The following is a 19,028-nucleotide window of genomic DNA, read 5'->3' as shown; positions in this document are numbered from 1 at the left end:
CTTCCTTGGCGCGCTCACCCTCGCCGCGCACGACCTTGGCCCCCTCGCCCAGCAAGCCCTGGAAGGTGCGGGCCGCATCGGCCAGCACGGCATAGTCGGCTCCATGCACGAAGTCCTGCGTGATGACGCTGGAGCGCACATTGCCGTGGTGGCGGCGGCTGATGCGCAGCAGCGGCTTGTCCGCGCGCACGTCGAATTCGGCACTCACCTCGGCCGGCACCCCGGTGGCGCTGCCTTCGCGCAGCGCGGCTTGCAGGGCGGCGGCGCTGCGGGCCGCCGCCTCCATATCGTCCAGGTCGAGCGCCACGCCATCGGCCACGGCGCGCAGCGCCTCGGCGTCCATGAAGGCGGACAGCCGCGCGATCACTGCCTCGGCCGTCTGGTGCTGGCGCGCCAGCTCGGCCAGCGTCTCGCCCGCCAGCACCGTACCCTGGGCACCGCCGGTATGCAGGCTCGCCTCCTTGAGGGCGACACGCAACAAAAAGGCGTCCAGTGCGGCATCGTCCTTCAGATACAGCTCTTCCTTGCCGGCCTTGACCTTGTACAGCGGCGGCTGCGCGATGTAGATATGCCCGCGCTCCACCAGCTCGGGCATCTGGCGATAGAAGAAAGTGAGCAGCAGGGTGCGGATGTGCGCGCCGTCCACGTCCGCGTCGGTCATGATGATGATGCGGTGGTAGCGCAGCTTGGCGATGTCGAAGTCGTCCGCACCGCTCTTGCCGCGTCCCGCGTCGTCTTCGCTCGCGCGGCCGATGCCCGTGCCCAGCGCTGTGATCAGGGTCAGGATCTCGTTGCTGGACAGCAGTTTTTCATAGCGGGCCTTCTCGACATTGAGAATCTTGCCGCGCAGCGGCAGGATGGCCTGGAACTTGCGATCGCGCCCCTGCTTGGCGCTGCCGCCCGCGGAGTCGCCCTCGACGATGTAGATCTCCGACAGCGCTGGATCCTTCTCCTGACAGTCGGCCAGCTTGCCGGGCAGCCCCAGCCCATCGAGCACGCCTTTGCGGCGGGTCATCTCGCGCGCTTTGCGGGCGGCCTCGCGCGCCCGCGCGGCCTCGACGATCTTGCCGCAGATGATCTTGGCGTCGTTGGGCCGCTCTTCCAGGTAGTCCGTGAGCGCCTTGGCCACGATGTCTTCCACCGGGGCGCGCACCTCGGAGCTGACCAGCTTGTCCTTGGTCTGGCTGCTGAACTTGGGCTCCGGCACCTTGACCGAGAGCACGCAGCACAGCCCCTCGCGCATGTCGTCACCGCTGACTTCCACCTTGGCTTTCTTGGCCAGCTCGTTGTCGGCGATGTATTTGCCGATGACGCGCGTCATGGCCGCGCGCAGGCCCGTCAGGTGGGTGCCGCCGTCGCGCTGCGGAATGTTGTTGGTAAAGCAAAGAACGTTCTCGTTGTAGCCATCGTTCCACTGCATGGCTACCTCGACGCCGATTTCGGTGCCCGGGATACCCCCGTAGCTGTCGGCCGGGCGCGTGCCCGTGGCGTGGAACACCGTGGGGTGCAGCACTTTTTTGCCGGCGTTGATGAATTCGACGAAACCCTTGACCCCGCCGGCACCGGAAAAGTCATCGCGCTTGCCGGTGCGCTCGTCGATCAGGCGGATGCGCACCCCGTTGTTCAAAAAGCTCAGCTCGCGCAGCCGCTTGGACAGTATTTCGTAGTGAAAGTCGTGGTTCTCGCGAAAGATTTCAGTGTCAGGCAGAAAATGTACTTCGGTGCCGCGCTTGTCGGTGGCCCCCAGCACCCGCATGGGCGAGACCTCCGCCACCTGGCCGTCGGGGCCCGCCGCGCGCTCGATCTGGCGGTTTTGCACCTGCCCGCGGGCGAATTCGAGGGTGTGGACCTTGCCGTCGCGGCGCACCGTCAAGCGCAGCCAGCGCGACAGCGCGTTGACGCAGCTCACCCCCACCCCGTGCAGACCGCCGGAGACCTTGTAGCTGTTCTGGTTGAACTTGCCCCCGGCGTGCAGCTCGGTCAGCGCGATTTCGGCGGCACTGCGCTTAGGCTCGTGCTTGTCGTCCCACTTGATGCCGGTGGGGATGCCGCGCCCGTTGTCCACCACGCTGATGGAGTTGTCGGTGTGGATGGTCACCACGATGTCGTCGCAGTGGCCGGCCAGCGCCTCGTCGATGGAGTTGTCCACGACTTCGAACACCAAGTGGTGCAAGCCAGTGCCGTCGGAGGTGTCGCCGATGTACATACCCGGGCGCTTGCGCACCGCCTCCAGGCCTTCGAGGATTTGGATGGCGTCGGCGCCGTAGCCCGCGCCAGGCGCTTGTGAGGGCATTTCAGGGGTCAGGGATTCGCTCATGGAGACTTTCAGATGCGCATCGGCATGACGACATACTTGAAGCGGTCGTCGTCGGGAATCGTGACCAAGGCCGAGGAGTTGCCGTCCTGCAGCTCGATGCGCACCAGGTCCTGCCCCATGTTGGCCAGCGCCTCGATCAGGTAGCTGACGTTGAAGCCGATGTCGATGACGTCGCCGCTGTATTCGATGTCCAGCTCATCGACCGCCTCCTCTTGATCGGCGTTGTTGGCCGCCACCTGCAGCAGCCCTGGCTCCAGGTGCAGGCGCACGCCCTTGAACTTTTCGCTGGTCATGATGGCGGCGCGCTGCAAGCTGGCCAGCAGCGGTACCCGGCCCAGCACGATCACATTGCGGTGCGCGCGCGGGATCACGCGGTTGTAGTCGGGGAATTTGCCTTCCACCAGCTTGGTCACGAACTCCATACTGCCAAAGCTGAACTTGGCCTGGTTGGCGGCAAAGCGCATCTCGATCGCACCATCCTGGTCCGACAGCAGCCGCTGCAGCTCCAACACCGTCTTGCGCGGCAGGATCACCTCCTGCTTGGGCACATCCCCATCCAGCGCGGCGCTGGCCAGCGCCAAGCGGTGGCCGTCGGTGGCCACCAGCGTCAGCGTGCGCCCCTCGGCCACGAACAGAATGCCGTTGAGGTAGTAGCGAATGTCTTGCACCGCCATGGCAAACGACACCTGCCCCAGCAGCGCCTTGAGCACCTTTTGCGGCACGGAGAATGCTGGCCCAAAAGTGGGCGACTCCTGCACCAGCGGAAAATCCTCGGCTGGCAGCGTCTGCAGGGTAAAGCGGCTCTTGCCCGCCTTGAGCAGCAGCCGCCCCGCAGCGGACTCCAGCGTCACCTTCTGGTCCGCAGGCAAGGTGCGCAAAATGTCGATGAGCTTGCGCGCCCCGACCGTGGTGGCAAACTGGCCATCGTCGCCACCCAGATCGGCCGTGGTGCGGATCTGGATTTCCAGGTCGGAGGTGGTGAGCTGGGTCGCAGCCCCCGCGCGGTGAATCAGCACATTGGCGAGCACCGGCAGGGTATGGCGGCGCTCGACGATGCCGGCCACCGACTGCAGGGCAGCCAGCAGCCGGTCCTGGGTCGCTTGCAAGACGATCATGCGTGTCAGCCTTTCAGGGTCTGCTCCAACACGTGGAGTTGTTGGTTGAGTTCGGGCTGGTTCTGCCGCTCGGCAGCGATTTTGCGCACCGCGTGCAGCACCGTCGTGTGGTCACGCCCGCCAAAGAGCTCACCGATCTCCGGCAAGCTCTTTTGCGTCAGCTCCTTGGCCAGGTACATGGCGATCTGGCGCGGCCGTGCGATGTTGGCCGGCCGTTTTTTGGAATACATATCGGCGACCTTGATTTTGTAGAAGTCGGCCACCGTCTTTTGGATGTTCTCGACGCTGATTTGGCGGTTCTGGATACTGAGCAAATCCTTGAGCGCTTCACGCGCCAGCGTGATCGATACCGCTTTCTGGTTGAAGCGCGAATACGCCAAAATCTTGCGCAGTGCGCCTTCGAGCTCGCGCACATTGGAGCGCACATTCTTGGCGACGAAGAACGCCACATCCTCGGGCATGGTGGCGCCCTCGGCCTCGGCCTTGCTGATCAGGATGGCCACGCGCATCTCCAACTCCGGCGGCTCGATGGCCACCGTCAGCCCAGCGTCGAAGCGCGACACCAGCCGCTCGTGAATATCCGTCAAGCCTTTCGGATAGGTGTCGCTGGTCATCACGATATGGCTTTTCTTGGCCAGCAGGGCCTCGAAAGCGTTGAAAAACTCCTCCTGCGTGCGGTCCTTGTTGGCAAAGAACTGCACATCATCGATCAGCAGCAAATCCAAATTGTGATAGCGCTGTTTGAAGGCGTCGAAGGTCTTGCGCTGGTAGGACTTCACCACGTCCGAGACGAATTGCTCGGCGTGGATGTAGAGCACCTTGGCGTCGGGCCGATCGACCAGCAATTGATTGCCGATGGCGTGCACCAGGTGCGTCTTGCCCAGGCCCACGCCGCCGTAAATGAACAACGGGTTGTACAACTGCCCGGGGCTGGAGGCCACGTGCATGGCTGCGGCGCGCGCCATGCGGTTGGCCGAGCCTTCGACCAAGGTCGCAAACGTCAGCGCCGGATTGAGCCGGTGCTTGTGCTCGGACGGCGGCGACTCGGCCGCCGTCGGCACCTGCGGCAATTCGGCAAACACCGGCTCGGTGCGCGCCGGGGCTGCGACAGCGCGCTCCCCCCCTGCGCTGGCCGCCGCAGAGGCAGGGGGGCGCAGCGCGCTGGGGGCCTCGCGCGAGGCGAGCACCAACTCCACGGCAACCGGCTGACCGGTGATGGCCTGCAACGCCGCGCCGATCTTGCCCGCATACTGGGCGCGCACCCAGTCCATCTTGAAGCGGTTGGCCACCGCCAGCGTCACACGCGAGCCATCGTCGGCCACACGCGCGACCAGCGGCCGAATCCAGGTGTTGACCTGCTGCGGCGGCAGCTCCTGACTCAGCCGCTCGACGCACGCCGACCACAGATCGGCGGCGGCCGGGGCGTCCCGCTGGGCAGCGGCGTTCGCATCGGGCAGGGAACGCGGGGAACTCATGGATGGGGGATTCGGTCGTGGGCAAGCATGGAAAACGTCGCGGACCGGGCCGTCCCACCCGGGACCGGAATCCGGCACATGGACAACCACCCCGCCAAAGCCCCGATTGTAGCCGGGGCGGACCACTTATCCACATGCCGGCTGGCCCATTCGACCCCGGCGCAGCCTGGCGCCGACGCGCCAGCGGGCATTGGCACAGCCATTGGTTTTTGCCATAATTTAGGGTTTACTCGAGCAAATCTCGCAGACTCTCAACAGGCTCTCCCATGAAACGCACCTATCAACCCTCCAAGATCCGTCGCGCGCGCACCCACGGCTTTTTGGTCCGCATGAAGACCCGTGGCGGTCGCGCCGTGATCAATGCACGCCGCGCCAAGGGCCGCAAGCGCCTGGCCGTTTGACGTCCCGGTGCTTGAGCCGTCCCTGTCGGCTGCGCCGCGGGGCGCAGCGGCGCACCGCCTTCGCCAACGTGCGCAATTCCAGGCCGTGCTCTCCCGTCCTGCCCTGGTGCACAGCGCCCATTTTGCGCTGCATGGCATCCCCACCGCGCCGCAGCTTGGCCCGCGTGGGGTCGCGCTGTTCCCCGGCAGCGGCACGTGGCTGGGGGTGGTCGTGCCCAAGCGCTGGGCGCGGCGTGCGGTCACGCGCAACATGCTCAAGCGCCAGGTTTATGCCGTCGAGCGCGAACAACCGCTGCCGGCAGGCGCTTGGGTGGTGCGGCTGAAGCAGGCATTCCCGACCACGGAGTTCCCAAGCGCCACCTCCACTGCGCTACGCCGCGCGGTTCGGCAGGAGCTTTTGCAACTGTTGGGCCCCCGCCTGCGACAGCGCCTGGCCGTCAGTGCCGAAGGGCAGCAGACCGACACCCCATGACGACCCCCATGAACCGCTGCTCCGCCCCGCGCGTCCACACGCCCGCCCTGCGCCGCCTGGGACGGTGGTTTGTCCGTCTGCCACAGCGGGTGCTGATCGGCATGGTGCAGGGCTACCGGCTGCTGCTCAGCCCTTGGTTGGGGTCCAGTTGCCGCTTCACGCCTTCTTGCTCGGCCTATGCGCTCGAGGCCTTGCAGCGCCACGGCGCCGGGGCTGGCAGCTACCTGACCCTGCGCCGGCTGGTGCGCTGTCACCCGTGGTGCGACGGCGGGCATGATCCGGTCCCCACCGAGCGTCCCCGGCTGTTCCCCCTCCAACAACACACCCCTCCCTCATGAGCGACATTCGCCGATCCATCCTGTGGGTGATCTTTGGTTTCTCGATGATCCTGCTGTGGGATCGTTGGCAGATCCACAACGGACAGCCCGCCACCTTCTTCCCGTCGGGCACCCCGCCCAAGACGGCGGCGCCAGCGGCCGCCGCGCCGGGCACCGATGTGTCGACACCGACGGCTACCGCCCCCGCGGCATACGGCGCATCCGGCGTACCGGCCCCGGCCGCTACCCCGGCTGTGCGGCAGCGCCACACGGTACGCACCGATGTGTTCGAGCTGACGTTGGACAGCGAAGGCGGCTCGCTGGTGGGGGCCCGGCTGCTCAAGCACGCTGCCGAGACAGGCAAGGCCCTGCAAAAGTCCTTTACGCCGCTGGAGCTGCTGACGACCGAGGGGGGGCGCCTCTATGTCGCGCAGACCGGGCTGATCGGCCAAGGCGGCCTGCCCACGCACAAAACCCCCATGCGGCTGATCGAGCCGGCCGACACCGGCCCCATCGCCCTGCCGGATGGCCAAGACCGGCTGGTGCTGCGCTTCGAGTCCGAGCCGCAAGGTGGCGTGGTGCTGAGCAAGACCTACACCCTGCGCCGCCACAGTTATCTGATCGAGGTGCAGCATGAGGTGCGCAACATCGGCGATGCCCCGGTGCAGGCGCGGCTGTACCAACAGCTCGTGCGCGATGGCCTAAAGGCCGGCAGCGAGACCCCCTTCTACACCACCTTCACCGGCCCTGCCGTCTACAGCGAAGCTGCCAAGTACCAAAAGGTCGAGTTCGCCGACATCGACAAGGGCAAGATCGACATCCAGCGCCAGGCGCCGGACGGCTACGTGGCCATGGTGCAGCACTACTTCACCAGCGCTTGGCTGCTGCCCGCAGGCATGCAGCGCGAGAATTTCGTGCGCAAGGTGGACAACCTCTATGCAGTGGGTCAGATTGGGCCGGACATGGCCATTGCACCAGGGGCGGCACAGGCGATGGCCTCGCAGCTCTACGTGGGCCCCCAAGAGGAAAAAGTCCTGGAAGCCATCGCGCCCGGGCTGGAGCTGGTCAAGGACTACGGCTGGCTGACCATTCTGGCCAAGCCGCTGTATTGGCTGCTGGAAAAAATCTACGGCCTGGTGGGTAACTGGGGCTGGGCCATCGTACTGCTGGTGGTGCTCATCAAGGCAGCGTTCTACTGGCTCAATGCCAGTGCCTACCGCAGCATGGCCAAGATGAAAGCGATCAACCCGCGCATCATGGAGATGCGCGAGCGATTGAAGAACAATCCCCAGCTCATGCAGCAGGAGATGATGAAGCTGTACCGCGAGGAAAAAGTCAACCCGCTGGGCGGCTGCTTCCCGATCCTGATCCAGATCCCCGTCTTCATTGCGCTGTACTGGGTGCTGCTGGCCAGCGTGGAGATGCGCAACGCCCCCTGGATCGGCTGGATCGTCGATCTGTCCTCGCCGGATCCGTACTATGTCTTGCCCATCGTCATGGCCCTGAGCACTCTGGTGCAGACCGCGCTCAACCCGCTGCCGCCCGATCCGCTGCAGGCCAAGCTGATGTGGCTGATGCCCCTCATCTTCAGCGTGATGTTCTTCTTCTTCCCGGCCGGCCTGGTGTTGTACTGGATCGTCAACAATGTGCTGACGATCGCGCAGCAGGCCTACATCAACCACACCTTGGGCGTGCCGCTGAAGTTCAACCTGCCTCAGTTCAAATAAGGGGATGCTGCCCCGGCACCAGGACCCGATTGCCGCCATCGCCACCGCGCCAGGGCGCGGCGCGGTGGGTATCGTGCGGCTGTCGGGTCGAGGACTGGCCACGCTGATGCCAGCGCTGCTGGGGCGCAGCCTGCGGCCCCGCCATGCCCACTACGGGCCGTTTCTGGCCGCCGACGGCACCGCCCTGGACCACGGGCTGGCGCTGTGGTTTCCGGCCCCACACTCCTACACGGGCGAGGATGTGCTGGAACTGCAGGCCCACGGCGGGCCGGTGTTGCTGCAATTGTTGCTGGCGCGCTGTCTGCAAGCCGCTCAGGAGACCGACCCCGCCAGCGGCCGGCCGCGCCTCCCGGGCCTGCGGCTGGCGCAGCCGGGCGAGTTCACCGAGCGCGCTTTCCTCAACGGCAAGCTCGACCTGGCGCAGGCCGAAGCGGTCGCCGACCTGATCGACGCCAGCACCGAAGCGGCCGCCCGCAGCGCCAGCCGCTCACTTTCGGGCGCATTTTCGCAGGCGGTGCAGACGCTGCGCGACGATCTGGTCCAGCTGCGCATGCTGGTGGAGGCAACGCTGGACTTTCCCGAGGAAGATATCGACTTTTTGCAACAGTCGGATGCGGCCGGCCAACTGCAGCGGCTACAGGCGCGGCTGGACGAGGTGCTGGCGCGCACCCGCCAAGGCGCGCTGCTGCGCGAGGGCATGCAGGTTGTCATCGCCGGCCAGCCCAATGCGGGCAAAAGCTCGCTGCTCAATGCGCTGGCCGGGGCGGAGCTGGCCATCGTCACGCCCATTGCCGGCACGACGCGCGACGTGGTGCAGCAGACCATCCAGATCGAGGGCGTGCCGCTGCACATCATCGACACCGCCGGCCTGCGTGACGGTGCGGCGGTGGACGAGGTGGAGCGCATCGGCATCGAGCGGGCGTGGCAGCGCATCGAGGCCGCAGATGCCGTGCTGTTCGTGCACGACCTGACGCGCGCTGCGGACCTCGGCTACCGACAGGCCGATGCCGCGATCCGCGAGCGCCTCAGCAGCCGCTTGCCGCCGCGGGTGCCCGTGCTCGACATCTGGAACAAGGCCGACGCCGTCGAGGCCACCGCCCTCCCCAGCGGCGCGGACGACCTGCCGCTGTCGGCGCACACCGGCATGGGACTGCCAGCCCTGCGCGAGCGGCTGCTGCACACCGTGGGCTGGAGCGGGCACACGCCCGAAGGGCTGTTTAGCGCGCGCCAACGCCATGTGGACGCGCTGAATCGGGTGCGCGCGCATCTGCAGGCTGCACAAGCCCAGCTTGACAGCCCGGCGCCGGCGTTGGAACTGCTGGCCGAGGAGCTGCGCCTTGGCCACGAGGCGCTGGGCACGATCACCGGCGCCTTTGGGGCCGACGATCTGCTGGGCGTGATTTTTTCGCGTTTCTGTATCGGCAAATGACCGCTTTTCGTGTCGTCCCTTCTGCCAGCGCACGCGCCCAGGCGATCGCACCATTCCTCGTCATGCAGGTGGCCCAGGGGGTGGCGGCGCTGGCCGATGACGTGATCAGCGTCAACAGCTTCTCCAAATAGTTTGGCATGAGGGGCTGGCGACTGGCCTGGCTAGGCCGAGGCCTCAGAACGTCTCCCAATCGTCGTGTTCGGCGGTCGCCAACGCCGGTTTGGCCGCCGCACCGCCTGGCTTGGCAGAAGTGGCTGCGCTGCCCGCTGCTGGCGCGATCTTGGGCGCAGCGCCGGCCGGGGCGCGTTGCTGAATTAGCGCCGACTTGAGCGCGCCGGAGACGGCCGCCTTCATTTTTTGCAGCGTATCGACCACGGCGCGCCCAGCCCGGATGAAAGCCGAATCGCCTTGCAGCAGTCGGTTGGCCTCCTCCGTCTTGCCGGCATTGACCAACTCCGCCACCTTGGCCGTTTCCTGGTGAAAATGCTTGTGCTGCTCGACCAACTGCGAAAACAGCGGCAAGTGCCCATACTGCCGACCGCCGGCGCCGTAGATCCATTTGCCCACCGCACAGCAATCGTCGCGGCGGATGGTGGCCACATCCAGTTTTTCGCCCTTGAGGATGGCATTGCGCAGCTTGATGCGCCATTGTTGGTGGGCTTTGATCGCGCTGTCGAAATCCAGCTGACCCGGATCGGCTTTGACGGCCATGACTCTGCGCAGCGCCACCGCGTCCTCTTTGACCAGCAGTTTATCTCGCGGCGTGAGCCGAAAAACGCGAATGGTGCTATGCACGGTCTGCACTTGCTCATCCAAGGACAGTGCCGCTGCCGCCAGCTGCTCGACCATGGCGGCGTTTTGCTGCGTGATCGAGTCGAGATTGGCGATCGCCTCGGCGATTTGCGCCACCCCTTGGGTTTGCTCCTGGGCCGAGTGGCGCACATCGTCAAACATGGAGGCCACTCGATCCACCGCATCCTGCAGCGCCTGCATCCGCTCGCGCGCCTCGGCGGTACGCGCATCCCCCAGCTGCACCCTTTCGCGCGATTCGATGATGAGTTGGCGGATCTGCTTGGCTGCCTCACTGGTGCGCTGGGCCAGCGCCCGCACCTCGCTGGCCACGACGGCAAAACCACGGCCAGCCTCGCCGGCGCGCGCGGCCTCCACCGCCGCATTGAGCGCCAAGATATTGGTCTGAAACGCCACCCCTTCGATGACCTGGATGATGTCGGTGATGCGCCGCGATGACTCGGAAATCTCGTGCATCGTGTGGGTGAGCTCGCCCACAGCATGGGCGGTGTGCTGCACCTGCTCGCGCGTCTGCGACGCCAGCGTCGCGCCTTCGTCGGCCAAGCGGGCCGTCTCGTGCGTGGTGCCGTTGATTTCCTCCATCGAAGCGGCGGTTTTTTCCAGACTGGCCGCGGCGTTTTCGGTGCGGTGCGACAGATCCTGGTTGCCAGCCGCGATCTCTTGAGTGCCGCCGCGCAGATTGGCCACCTCGTGCCGGATGTCGCGCACCACCGTGCGCACGCCCACCTCCAGTTGTTGCAGGGACAATTGGATGCGGCGCAATTCGTGGTGGGTGTCGATCGCGATCGGCTCGACCAGATCACCCGAGGCGAGGTGCTCGGCCTGCTCGACGATGCGCCGCAGCGGTCGCATGAATGTGGTTTCGATCAAGGTCGCAGCTGTCGCGGTAACCAGGGCCGCGCCGATCAGCCCTGCCCACCAGGGCCAGCCAAGCCCGTGCCCGAGCACTGGTAGCAAACCGGCCGCGGCCACGGCCAGCACGATGCGGCCGCGTAAACCCGGGCGCAGCGCGCGGGCCAGCGCAAACAGGACGCCTTCGCGCACCACTTCGCCGAATTGCAACCGCGTGCGCAGCCGGCCGCGTTCGGCTTCGGCGCGCATGCGGGCGTACAGCGCTTCGGCCGCTTGGATCTCGTCGGCCGTGGCCTTGGTGCGCACCGACAAAAAACCGACCACTTCGGGCCCCTCGCACACCGGGGTGACATTGGCGCGAACCCAATAGTGATCCCCATTTTTGCGGCGGTTTTTGACTAAGCCGCTCCACGGACGCTTGTGATCCAAAATCGTCGCCCACATGTCCCGAAAGGCTTCTTCCGGCATATCGGGGTGACGCAGGATATTGTGCGGCTGGCCCAACAGCTCCTCGCGGGTAAACCCGCTGACCGCCACGAAATTGTTGTTGGCGTATGTGATGCGCCCCTTGACGTCGGTGACCGAGATCAATGTCTGGTCGGCAGAGAATTCATATGCCTTTTGAGTGACGGGCAGGTTGATGCGCATGTGGCCTTCCTCGGAAAGGAACCGACGATACCTGGGCGCCAAGCATCCCCATCCGGGGGTAGCCGGTTCGGCAGGCAACGCCCAGGCAATCATACATCCGCCTTCTGAAAAGAAAGCACCCGGGCGGGCAGGCCGCCTCAGGCAGCATGCAGATCAGCGCCGCCAGGCTCGTTGCCGTCCCCGTGCTCGCCGCCGCCATCGCCCCCCAGGCGCGGCACCACCTGCCGCGCCACGTCCGGCGCAAAGCCGCGCGCGAGCAAAAAGCGCAATTGCCGCGCACGCTCGGCCGCGTCCCGTGGCGCCGTGCCGAAGCGGCGCGCCCATGCGGCCTGGGCGCGCTCGGCCTCGGTGGCAGCCAGGCGCGCATCGGCTTGCGCCAGCAGCGCTGGGTCGGCAAAGCCACGCGCACGCAGTTCGGCCTGCAGCCGGGCGCGGCCGCGCGCGCTGGCGCGGCGGTGCAGGTGCGCCTCCAGCGCGCGCGCCTCGTCCAACCAACCGCGCCGCGCGCAGTCGTCCAGCACCGCTTCCAGCTCGTCGGCGTCGGCGGCGTGCGGTGCCAGCCGCTGGGCCAGTTCATGGCGCGTATAGTCGCGCCGCGCCAGCAGGCGCAGCGCACGCGCCTTGAGCGTCGGGGCAGCGGCCTTCACGGATTCACACCTCATCCAGCGCCGACAAGTCTGGCTCCACTGGGTCCTCGGGCACCACCGACGGCAGCGCCGCCACGCCAACCGCCGCGCGGATCCGGTTCTCGATCTCGCGCGCCAGGTCGGGGTTTTCCTTCAGAAACTCGCGCGCATTCTCGCGCCCCTGGCCGATCTTCTCGCCGTGGTAGGCGTACCAGGCGCCGGATTTCTCGATCACCTTGTGCTGCACGCCCAGATCGACGATCTCGCCCTCGCGGCTGATGCCTTCGCCGTAGAGGATGTCGAAGTCGGCGGTTTTGAACGGCGGGGCGACCTTGTTCTTGACGACCTTGACCTTGGTCTCGCTGCCGATGACTTCGTCGCCTTTCTTGATGGAGCCGGTGCGACGGATGTCGATGCGCACCGAGGCGTAGAACTTGAGCGCGTTGCCGCCGGTGGTGGTCTCGGGGCTGCCGAACATCACGCCGATCTTCATGCGGATCTGGTTGATGAAGATGACCATGCAGTTGGTCTTCTTGATCGTCGCGGTGAGCTTGCGCAGGGCCTGACTCATCAGACGGGCCTGCAAGCCCGGCAGGCTGTCGCCCATGTCGCCTTCGATTTCGGCCTTGGGCGTGAGCGCCGCCACCGAATCCACCACGATCAGATCGACCGCGCCGGAGCGCACCAGGCTGTCGACGATCTCCAGCGCCTGCTCGCCGGTGTCGGGCTGGCTGATCAGCAGGTTGGACAGGTCGACACCGAGCTTTTGCGCGTACTGCACATCCAGTGCATGCTCGGCATCGACGAAGGCGCAGATGCCACCCTGCTTTTGCATCTGGGCGATGACTTGCAGCGTCAGCGTCGTCTTGCCGGAGGACTCGGGGCCATAGATCTCGATCACACGGCCACGCGGCAAGCCGCCGACGCCCAGCGCCAGATCGAGCCCGAGCGAGCCGGTGGAGACGACCTGGATGTCCTCGACCTTCTCGCCCTCGGCCAGCCGCATGATGGTGCCTTTGCCAAACTGCTTTTCGATCTGCGCCAGCGCGGCCTGCAGGGCCTTGGCTTTTTCGGGGTCGGGGGTGCGGGTTACGGTGTTCATGAGCTTACTCCTGAATCAACAAGGGCTGGTGACACACCGCCCTCCCTGTACCTCAGCGCTTTGGGGTGCGTGCGGTCGGTGCTGAGCGGGCAGTGTAAATGGATGTTGATCGGTTTTTTCTGAATTTTTTGGTCAGTTTGCTTTACTATTTAGGCATGCCGTCCATGCCTGTTTGGGGCCCTGAGGAACGCTGGCGCCTCACCCATCTGGGGCGCCTGATGGGCCATGCGCTGCGCCGCTTCGATGAGCGGGTGCTGTGGCTCATGGCCCACTCACCGCACGCGCCGCTGGCCCTGTCGAATCTGGCCGCGCGCGCCCAGGTGGGCGCGGCCATCGTCCATATCACGCGCCACCTGCCGCTGGCAGGCGCCCGTCTGACTGAATTGGCCCACAGCGCCGGCATGAGCAAGCAGGCCATGGGCGACTTGGTCGATCAGTGTGTGGCCTGGGGGCTGGTGCGGCGCGAGGCCGATCCGCACGATGCGCGCGCGCGCCGCATCGTCTTTACCCCCACAGGCCTGGACTGGCTACAGGCTTTTCGCCGTGCGGTAGAACAGGCCGAGCAGGAGTTTCGCGGCGCCGTCGGCGATGCCGTGGCTGCCGTCGTGGCGCTGGGGCTGGAGGCTTACGCCGAAGGGGATGGCTTGGGCCGGACCGGCCCCTACAATGTCATGCACCGGCAGCGAACACCCTAACGACAGCCGCCGACGGAGACACGCCATGCGCATCCTCATCGCCGAAGACGACCAGGTGCTGGCCGACGGGCTTCTGCGCACGCTGCGCGCCGCGGGTGCCGCCGTCGATCACGTCGCCAGTGGCGACGAAGCGGATGCGGCGCTGTTGATGCACGACGGCTTCGATCTGTTGATCTTGGATTTGGGGCTGCCCAAGCTCAGCGGCCTGGAGGTGCTCAAACGCTTGCGCGCGCGCGGGAGCAAGCTGCCGGTGCTGATCTTGACTGCGGCCGACAGCGTCGAGGACCGCGTGCGTGGCCTCGACCTGGGGGCCGATGACTACATGGCCAAGCCGTTTGCGCTGGCCGAGCTGGAGGCACGCGTGCGCGCACTCGTGCGGCGCGGCAATGGGGCGGTCAGCAGCGTCATCCAGCACGGCCCGCTGGTCTACGACCAAGCGGGCCGCGTGGCTTCCATCGACGGCAAGATGATCGAGCTGTCCGCACGCGAGCTGAGTCTGCTCGAGGTATTGCTGCAACGCGCAGGGCGGCTGGTCAGCAAGGAACAGCTGGTCGAGCGGCTGTGCGAATGGGGTGACGAGGTCAGCAACAACGCCATCGAGGTGTACATCCATCGCCTGCGCAAAAAGATCGAGCGCGGCCCTATCCGCATCGCCACCGTGCGCGGGCTGGGGTACTGCCTTGAAAAAATCCCTGGCTGAGGGGCCGCGCGGCTGGCGCCGGCTGTTCCTGCGCGAACAGCACAGCCTGTTTGGCGAGATCCTGGACTGGATGCTCACGCCGCTGCTGCTGCTGTGGCCGCTGTCGCTGGGCCTGACCTGGTTCGTGGCACAGGGCATTGCCGATCGCCCTTATGACCGGGCGCTGGAATTCAATTTGCAGGCCCTCACACAGTTTGTCACCGTAGAGGCGGGGCGAACGGTCTTCGCGCTGACTCCGCAGGCGCGCGACCTGCTGCGCGCAGACGACACCGACCTGGTGTTCTACCAGGTGCTGGACCGCGACGGTCGGCTGGTCAGCGGGGACCCGGAATTCCCCGCCCCACCCGAAGCCGACACGCCCCGACCGGGCGACATCCAGCTGCGCGACGGCGTCATCCGCGACGAGGCTGTACGCATCGCCTATACCTGGCTCGCGCGTGGCCCAGCGCGCGATCACCTGGTGCTGATGCAGGTGGCCGAGACGCGCGGCAAGCGATCCAAGCTCGCCACCGAGATCGTCAAGGGCGTGATGGTGCCACAGTTCATCATCCTGCCGCTGGCGGTGCTGCTGGTCTGGCTGGCGCTGGTGCATGGCATCCGGCCGCTGTCCGAGCTGGAGCAGCGCATCCGCGCGCGCCGCCCCGACGATCTCAGCCCCATCGACGACGAGCATGTGCCCCGGGAGGTCGCCCCGCTCGTGTCATCGATCAACGATTTGCTGCAGCGCCTGAAGGTTACCCTGTCCAATCAGAAGCGCTTTCTGGCCGATGCGGCGCATCAACTCAAAACGCCGCTGGCCGGACTGCGCATGCAGGCCGAGATGGCACAAAAGCAGCTCCCCCCGGGGGCGGGCGAGGAGGTCGAACGCTCCCTGCGCCAAATCGCCACCTCCAGCGTGCGCGCGACGCACACGGTCAACCAGTTGCTGGCCCTGGCGCGGGCCGAGGCCGCTGGCCGCGCCTTGCCGCGCGAGCCCGTCGATTTGGTGGCGGTGGCGCGCGAGGTGGTCGAGGAGCTGGTGCCGCTGGCACTGGACAAGGCGATCGACCTGGGTTTCGAAACACAGCCGGCCGATCGGACGCCGACATCCCCCCCCATCCGGCTGTTGGGCAACCCCACCCTGCTGGCGGAACTGGTGCGCAATTTGGCCGACAACGCGCTGCGCTACACGCCACGCGGGGGTGTGGTGACCGTGCGCGTGCTGACCGATCCATTCAGCGGGGTGCAAGTGCTGCAGGTGGAAGACAGCGGACCCGGTATCCCGGCGGAGGAGCGCGAGCGGGTACTGGCCCCGTTTTATCGCGCGCTGGGAACCAATGTGGACGGCTCCGGCCTGGGGCTGGCGATCGTGCTCGAAATCGTGCAGCAACACGGCGCGGCGCTGGAGATGGAGGACGCCGACCCGCTGCGCCCGCAGGCGCGTGGCCTGCGGGTGTCGGTGCGGTTTCAGGCCGCGGTGGGACGCGAGGCCTTGGGCTGCTGATGCTCGCGCTCGGTGACGCAGGACTCAGCGCTTGGGTGCAGCGCGTCGGGCGGCGCTGGCGCGGGGGGCGGTGCGGCGCGCAGGGGAGCGCGCACCCTCGCGCGGCTCGAAGGCGAAGCCGACCCGGCCAGCTTCGGCATCCCACACCAGCGCGGCCTTGAACGGACGCCGGGTGCGGTTGGACACAAAACCCTCCAGCCAGTCGGTTTTGCCGGTGGCCAGCAACTTGGCCATTTGCTCGGGCGCAATCGGCTGCTGCAGGATGGTCGTCGCGCTCTTGAAATCGCACGACGGCGTGGGCTGCTCGACGGTGGGGACGGCGCGGCTGCAAACATAGTGGCTGCCGTGCTCGACCACGGGCGCCCCGCACTTGGGGCAGGGTCCCAGCGGTTCGCGGCCGCTCAGATCGGCCAGGGCGCCGTCCTCGGTCGGGCGGTCATCGCCAAAGTCGAATTCGAGCTTCCACTGGCCGCTGGTGTCGGGTGCGATGGTCAGCTCGGCGCTGAAGGGCCAACCCGCTTTGGAGCGAAAACCCTCCAGCGGGCCGATGCGGTGTGTGCGCAGCAGGGTTTCCACTTCGTCCAGCTCGAACACGCGGCCACCGGGCGACTTGGGCAGAGAAAAACCGCAGCCCGGCCCCGCGCCACCGGGACCGGTGCAGGCATAGCGGCGGTAGTTTTCCTTGACCACGCCGCCGCATTGCGGGCACGGGGCGGTCAGGGTGGCGTAGTCGCCGGGCACGGTGTCTCGGTCATATTCCTTGGCCTTGCGCACGATGCGCTCGGTCATGGCAGCGATCTCGCGCATGAAAGCCTCGCGGCTGAGCTGCCCGCGCTCCATGAGCGAGAGTTTGTGCTCCCACTCGCCGGTGAGTTCGGGCTTGGAGAGCTCTTCCACCCCCAAACCACGCAGCAGGGTCATGAGCTGGAACGCCTTGGCGGTGGGGATCAGCTCGCGGCCGTCGCGCAGCAGGTATTTTTCGGCGATCAGGCCTTCGATGATGGCCGCGCGCGTGGCAGGGGTGCCCAGCCCCTTGTCGGCCATGGCGCTGCGCAGTTCTTCATCGTCCACCATCTTGCCAGCCCCTTCCATCGCGGCCAGCAGCGTGGCTTCGTTGTAGCGCGCGGGCGGGCGCGTCTGCTTGGCATCCACGCGCGCGGCCTCGGTGCGCACCGGCTCGCCCGGCTGTACGGGCACCAGACTCTGGCCTTTGTCGCCCGGGCGGGCCCCCTCCACATCCGCGGCGGCCTCCTTGCCGTAGACGGCCATCCAGCCCAGCTTGACGAGCACCTTGCCCTCGGTCTTGAAGTGGTGGACGGCCCCTTCGACCGCCACCTGGGTGATGCGGGTGGTGACCAGAAATTCGGCGGCAGGATAGAACACGGCGATGAAACGGCGCACCACCAGGTCGTAGAGCTTTTGCTCGGCCTCGCTCAGCCCATGCGGCACCTGCGGGGTGGGAATGATGGCAAAGTGATCGCTGACCTTGGCGTTGTCGAATACGCGCTTGGTGGGCCGGACATAGCCTTGGTCGAGCGCCACCTGCGCATGCGGCGCGAGGTGCGCCAAGGGGCTGCCGGCCAGGGCCTGCAGCGTATGGCGGACCGTGCCCAAGTAATCCTCGGGCAGGGCGCGGCTGTCGGTTCGCGGGTAGGTCAAGGCCTTGTGCTTTTCGTACAGGCTTTGCGCCAGCGCCAGCGTGGTTTTGGCCGAAAAACCGAAGCGGCTGTTGGCCTCGCGCTGCAGGCTGGTCAGGTCGTACAGCAAGCCGCAGGCCTGGGTGGTGGGCTTGGACTCTTCGCTGACGCTGGCCGGCTGGCCGCGCACGGCTTGGGCGATGGCTCGTGCCTCGGCCTCGCTCCACAGCCGCTCCGGCTTGCGCTCCGGGTCGGCGGCATCGCCTTGGGGCTTGAGAAAAGCGGGATCGAACCAGCGCCCGGGGTAGGTGCCAGCCTGCACCGCAAAGGTGGCGTGTACCTCCCAGAAGTCGCGGGGGCGAAAGGCGCGGATCTGCTCCTCGCGCTCCACGACGATGGCCAACGTCGGCGTCTGCACCCGGCCCACCGTGGTCAGGAAAAAGCCGCCATCGCGCGAGTTGAAGGCTGTCATGGCGCGCGTGCCGTTGATGCCCACCAGCCAATCGGCTTCGGAGCGGCTGCGTGCGGCATCGGCCAATGGGCGCATTTGCTCGTCGCTGCGCAGCTGCTCGAAGCCCTCGCGGATCGCCTGCGGCGTCATCGACTGCAGCCACAGCCGCTTGACGGGCTTGCCCAGCGGTTTGGGCTGGCCGGCTTTGTCGGTGCCGCCCGCATACTGCTCGATAAGGCGAAAGATCAGCTCGCCCTCGCGCCCCGCGTCGCAGGCGTTGACCAGGGTGCCCACGTCCTTGCGCCGGGCCAGCTTGACCACGGCATTGAGCCGCGACTTCGTCTTGTCGATGGGCTTGAGCTCGAAATGCGGCGGAATCACCGGCAAGTGGGCAAAGCTCCACTTGCCGCGCTTGACGTCATAGGCCTCGGGCGCGGTGATTTCCACCAGGTGGCCCACGGCGGAGGTCACAACGTACTGGTCGTTTTCGTAATGGTCGTCGTGCTTGTCGAATTTGCCCGTCACAGGCGTGAGCGCGCGCACGATGTCGAGCGCGACAGACGGCTTCTCGGCGATGACCAGGGTCTTGAGACCCCCGGTGGCTTGGGCAGTACCAGCAGTATTCATCTCTACAATGCTCCGGGTGCAGCGCGCCGCGCACCGGTCGAATCGTCCGGCCTCGCGCGCGCACGCATGCGCACCCATGCAGTTACCTTAGCAAACTTTTGCGCCTTCGTTGCCCATCTGCTGCCGCACCGCCCCATGCCCACC

Annotated in this window: 16 protein-coding genes; 9 read left to right on the top strand and 7 right to left on the bottom strand. The window is 66.5% G+C overall.

Annotated elements, in window-relative coordinates:
* The 3 genes from P3W97_RS05260 to dnaA form a co-directional block, all read right to left on the bottom strand.
* Window positions 1-2,293, bottom strand: a 2,293-nt coding sequence (locus P3W97_RS05260) for a DNA gyrase subunit B (RefSeq protein WP_300844468.1), incomplete at its 3' end; no start/stop codon positions are given.
* 32 nt (window positions 2,294-2,325) lie between these two features.
* The gene (dnaN, locus tag P3W97_RS05255) at window positions 2,326-3,432 is read right to left on the bottom strand and encodes a DNA polymerase III subunit beta (RefSeq protein WP_300844462.1); all 1,107 of its coding nucleotides are present in this window, start codon (window positions 3,430-3,432) and stop codon (window positions 2,326-2,328) included.
* 5 nt (window positions 3,433-3,437) lie between these two features.
* Window positions 3,438-4,907, bottom strand: coding sequence for a chromosomal replication initiator protein DnaA (gene dnaA, locus P3W97_RS05250; RefSeq protein ID WP_300844458.1), 1,470 nt, complete (start codon window positions 4,905-4,907; stop codon window positions 3,438-3,440).
* A gap of 266 nt (window positions 4,908-5,173) precedes the next feature.
* On the opposite strand from dnaA, the gene rpmH reads away from it, so the two are divergent.
* The 6 genes from rpmH (at window position 5,174) to P3W97_RS05220 (ending at window position 9,384) form a co-directional block, all read left to right on the top strand.
* Window positions 5,174-5,308, top strand: a complete 135-nt coding sequence (gene rpmH, locus P3W97_RS05245) for a 50S ribosomal protein L34 (RefSeq protein ID WP_006299042.1) — start codon at window positions 5,174-5,176, stop codon at window positions 5,306-5,308.
* Between the two features lie 7 nt (window positions 5,309-5,315).
* The gene (locus tag P3W97_RS05240; RefSeq protein ID WP_367184594.1) at window positions 5,316-5,780 is read left to right on the top strand and encodes a ribonuclease P protein component; all 465 of its coding nucleotides are present in this window, start codon (window positions 5,316-5,318) and stop codon (window positions 5,778-5,780) included.
* Between the two features lie 77 nt (window positions 5,781-5,857).
* Window positions 5,858-6,118 (top strand): membrane protein insertion efficiency factor YidD, encoded by a 261-nt coding sequence (gene yidD, locus P3W97_RS05235; RefSeq protein ID WP_300844465.1) that lies wholly within the window; start codon window positions 5,858-5,860, stop codon window positions 6,116-6,118.
* Window positions 6,115-7,824 (top strand): membrane protein insertase YidC, encoded by a 1,710-nt coding sequence (gene yidC / locus P3W97_RS05230; RefSeq protein ID WP_300844456.1) that lies wholly within the window; start codon window positions 6,115-6,117, stop codon window positions 7,822-7,824. Before yidD ends, yidC begins: the two co-directional genes overlap by 4 nt.
* Window positions 7,825-7,828: 4 nt before the next feature.
* Window positions 7,829-9,253: a tRNA uridine-5-carboxymethylaminomethyl(34) synthesis GTPase MnmE gene (gene mnmE / locus P3W97_RS05225; protein WP_300844454.1), complete on the top strand. Its 1,425-nt coding sequence runs from the start codon at window positions 7,829-7,831 to the stop codon at window positions 9,251-9,253.
* Window positions 9,250-9,384, top strand: coding sequence for a hypothetical protein (locus tag P3W97_RS05220; protein ID WP_300844452.1), 135 nt, complete (start codon window positions 9,250-9,252; stop codon window positions 9,382-9,384). Before mnmE ends, P3W97_RS05220 begins: the two co-directional genes overlap by 4 nt.
* A 43-nt stretch (window positions 9,385-9,427) precedes the next feature.
* Here the strand turns inward: P3W97_RS05220 and P3W97_RS05215 are convergent, their stop codons facing one another.
* The 3 genes from P3W97_RS05215 to recA all read right to left on the bottom strand — a co-directional run bounded on the left by P3W97_RS05215 (window position 9,428) and on the right by recA (window position 13,291).
* Window positions 9,428-11,563 (bottom strand): methyl-accepting chemotaxis protein, encoded by a 2,136-nt coding sequence (locus P3W97_RS05215; RefSeq protein WP_300844450.1) that lies wholly within the window; start codon window positions 11,561-11,563, stop codon window positions 9,428-9,430.
* A 137-nt stretch (window positions 11,564-11,700) separates the two neighbouring features.
* Window positions 11,701-12,210, bottom strand: a complete 510-nt coding sequence (recX, locus tag P3W97_RS05210; RefSeq protein ID WP_300844448.1) for a recombination regulator RecX — start codon at window positions 12,208-12,210, stop codon at window positions 11,701-11,703.
* Between the two features lie 4 nt (window positions 12,211-12,214).
* The gene (recA, locus tag P3W97_RS05205; RefSeq protein ID WP_300844446.1) at window positions 12,215-13,291 is read right to left on the bottom strand and encodes a recombinase RecA; all 1,077 of its coding nucleotides are present in this window, start codon (window positions 13,289-13,291) and stop codon (window positions 12,215-12,217) included.
* Between the two features lie 155 nt (window positions 13,292-13,446).
* Between recA and P3W97_RS05200 the strand changes: the two genes are divergently transcribed.
* The 3 genes from P3W97_RS05200 to P3W97_RS05190 all read left to right on the top strand — a co-directional run bounded on the left by P3W97_RS05200 (window position 13,447) and on the right by P3W97_RS05190 (window position 16,169).
* On the top strand, window positions 13,447-13,986 hold the full coding sequence (locus tag P3W97_RS05200) for a MarR family transcriptional regulator (RefSeq protein ID WP_300844444.1): 540 nt from the start codon (window positions 13,447-13,449) through the stop codon (window positions 13,984-13,986).
* A gap of 25 nt (window positions 13,987-14,011) precedes the next feature.
* Entirely contained in the window at window positions 14,012-14,686 is a 675-nt protein-coding gene (locus P3W97_RS05195; protein ID WP_300844442.1) for a response regulator transcription factor, read from the top strand.
* Between the two features lie 70 nt (window positions 14,687-14,756).
* Window positions 14,757-16,169, top strand: coding sequence for a sensor histidine kinase N-terminal domain-containing protein (locus P3W97_RS05190; protein WP_300844464.1), 1,413 nt, complete (start codon window positions 14,757-14,759; stop codon window positions 16,167-16,169).
* Window positions 16,170-16,193: 24 nt separating this feature from the next.
* Here P3W97_RS05190 and P3W97_RS05185 read toward each other — a convergent pair whose 3' ends face one another.
* Window positions 16,194-18,884 carry a DNA topoisomerase III gene (locus tag P3W97_RS05185; RefSeq protein ID WP_300844440.1) on the bottom strand — a complete coding sequence of 897 codons (2,691 nt, stop codon included), beginning with the start codon at window positions 18,882-18,884 and terminating at the stop codon, window positions 16,194-16,196.
* Window positions 18,885-19,028: the final 144 nt, after the last annotated feature.

This window comes from Tepidimonas sp. (assembly GCF_029335975.1).
GTDB lineage: Bacteria > Pseudomonadota > Gammaproteobacteria > Burkholderiales > Burkholderiaceae_C > Tepidimonas.
Note: the sequence above shows the minus strand (reverse complement) of the source record. Positions and strands in the feature narration are given on the sequence as shown.

Excerpts from the sequence above, each read along its gene's own strand:
- dnaN (WP_300844462.1), bottom strand. The coding sequence starts at position 3,432 with ATGATCGTCTTGCAAGCGACCCAGGACCGGCTGCTGGCTGCCCTGCAG.
- dnaA (WP_300844458.1), bottom strand. The coding sequence starts at position 4,907 with ATGAGTTCCCCGCGTTCCCTGCCCGATGCGAACGCCGCTGCCCAGCGG.
- rpmH (WP_006299042.1), top strand. The coding sequence starts at position 5,174 with ATGAAACGCACCTATCAACCCTCCAAGATCCGTCGCGCGCGCACCCAC.
- yidC (WP_300844456.1), top strand. The coding sequence starts at position 6,115 with ATGAGCGACATTCGCCGATCCATCCTGTGGGTGATCTTTGGTTTCTCG.
- mnmE (WP_300844454.1), top strand. The coding sequence starts at position 7,829 with ATGCTGCCCCGGCACCAGGACCCGATTGCCGCCATCGCCACCGCGCCA.
- P3W97_RS05220 (WP_300844452.1), top strand. The coding sequence starts at position 9,250 with ATGACCGCTTTTCGTGTCGTCCCTTCTGCCAGCGCACGCGCCCAGGCG.
- P3W97_RS05215 (WP_300844450.1), bottom strand. The coding sequence starts at position 11,563 with ATGCGCATCAACCTGCCCGTCACTCAAAAGGCATATGAATTCTCTGCC.
- recA (WP_300844446.1), bottom strand. The coding sequence starts at position 13,291 with ATGAACACCGTAACCCGCACCCCCGACCCCGAAAAAGCCAAGGCCCTG.
- P3W97_RS05200 (WP_300844444.1), top strand. The coding sequence starts at position 13,447 with ATGCCGTCCATGCCTGTTTGGGGCCCTGAGGAACGCTGGCGCCTCACC.
- P3W97_RS05195 (WP_300844442.1), top strand. The coding sequence starts at position 14,012 with ATGCGCATCCTCATCGCCGAAGACGACCAGGTGCTGGCCGACGGGCTT.
- P3W97_RS05190 (WP_300844464.1), top strand. The coding sequence starts at position 14,757 with ATGCTCACGCCGCTGCTGCTGCTGTGGCCGCTGTCGCTGGGCCTGACC.
- P3W97_RS05185 (WP_300844440.1), bottom strand. The coding sequence starts at position 18,884 with ATGAATACTGCTGGTACTGCCCAAGCCACCGGGGGTCTCAAGACCCTG.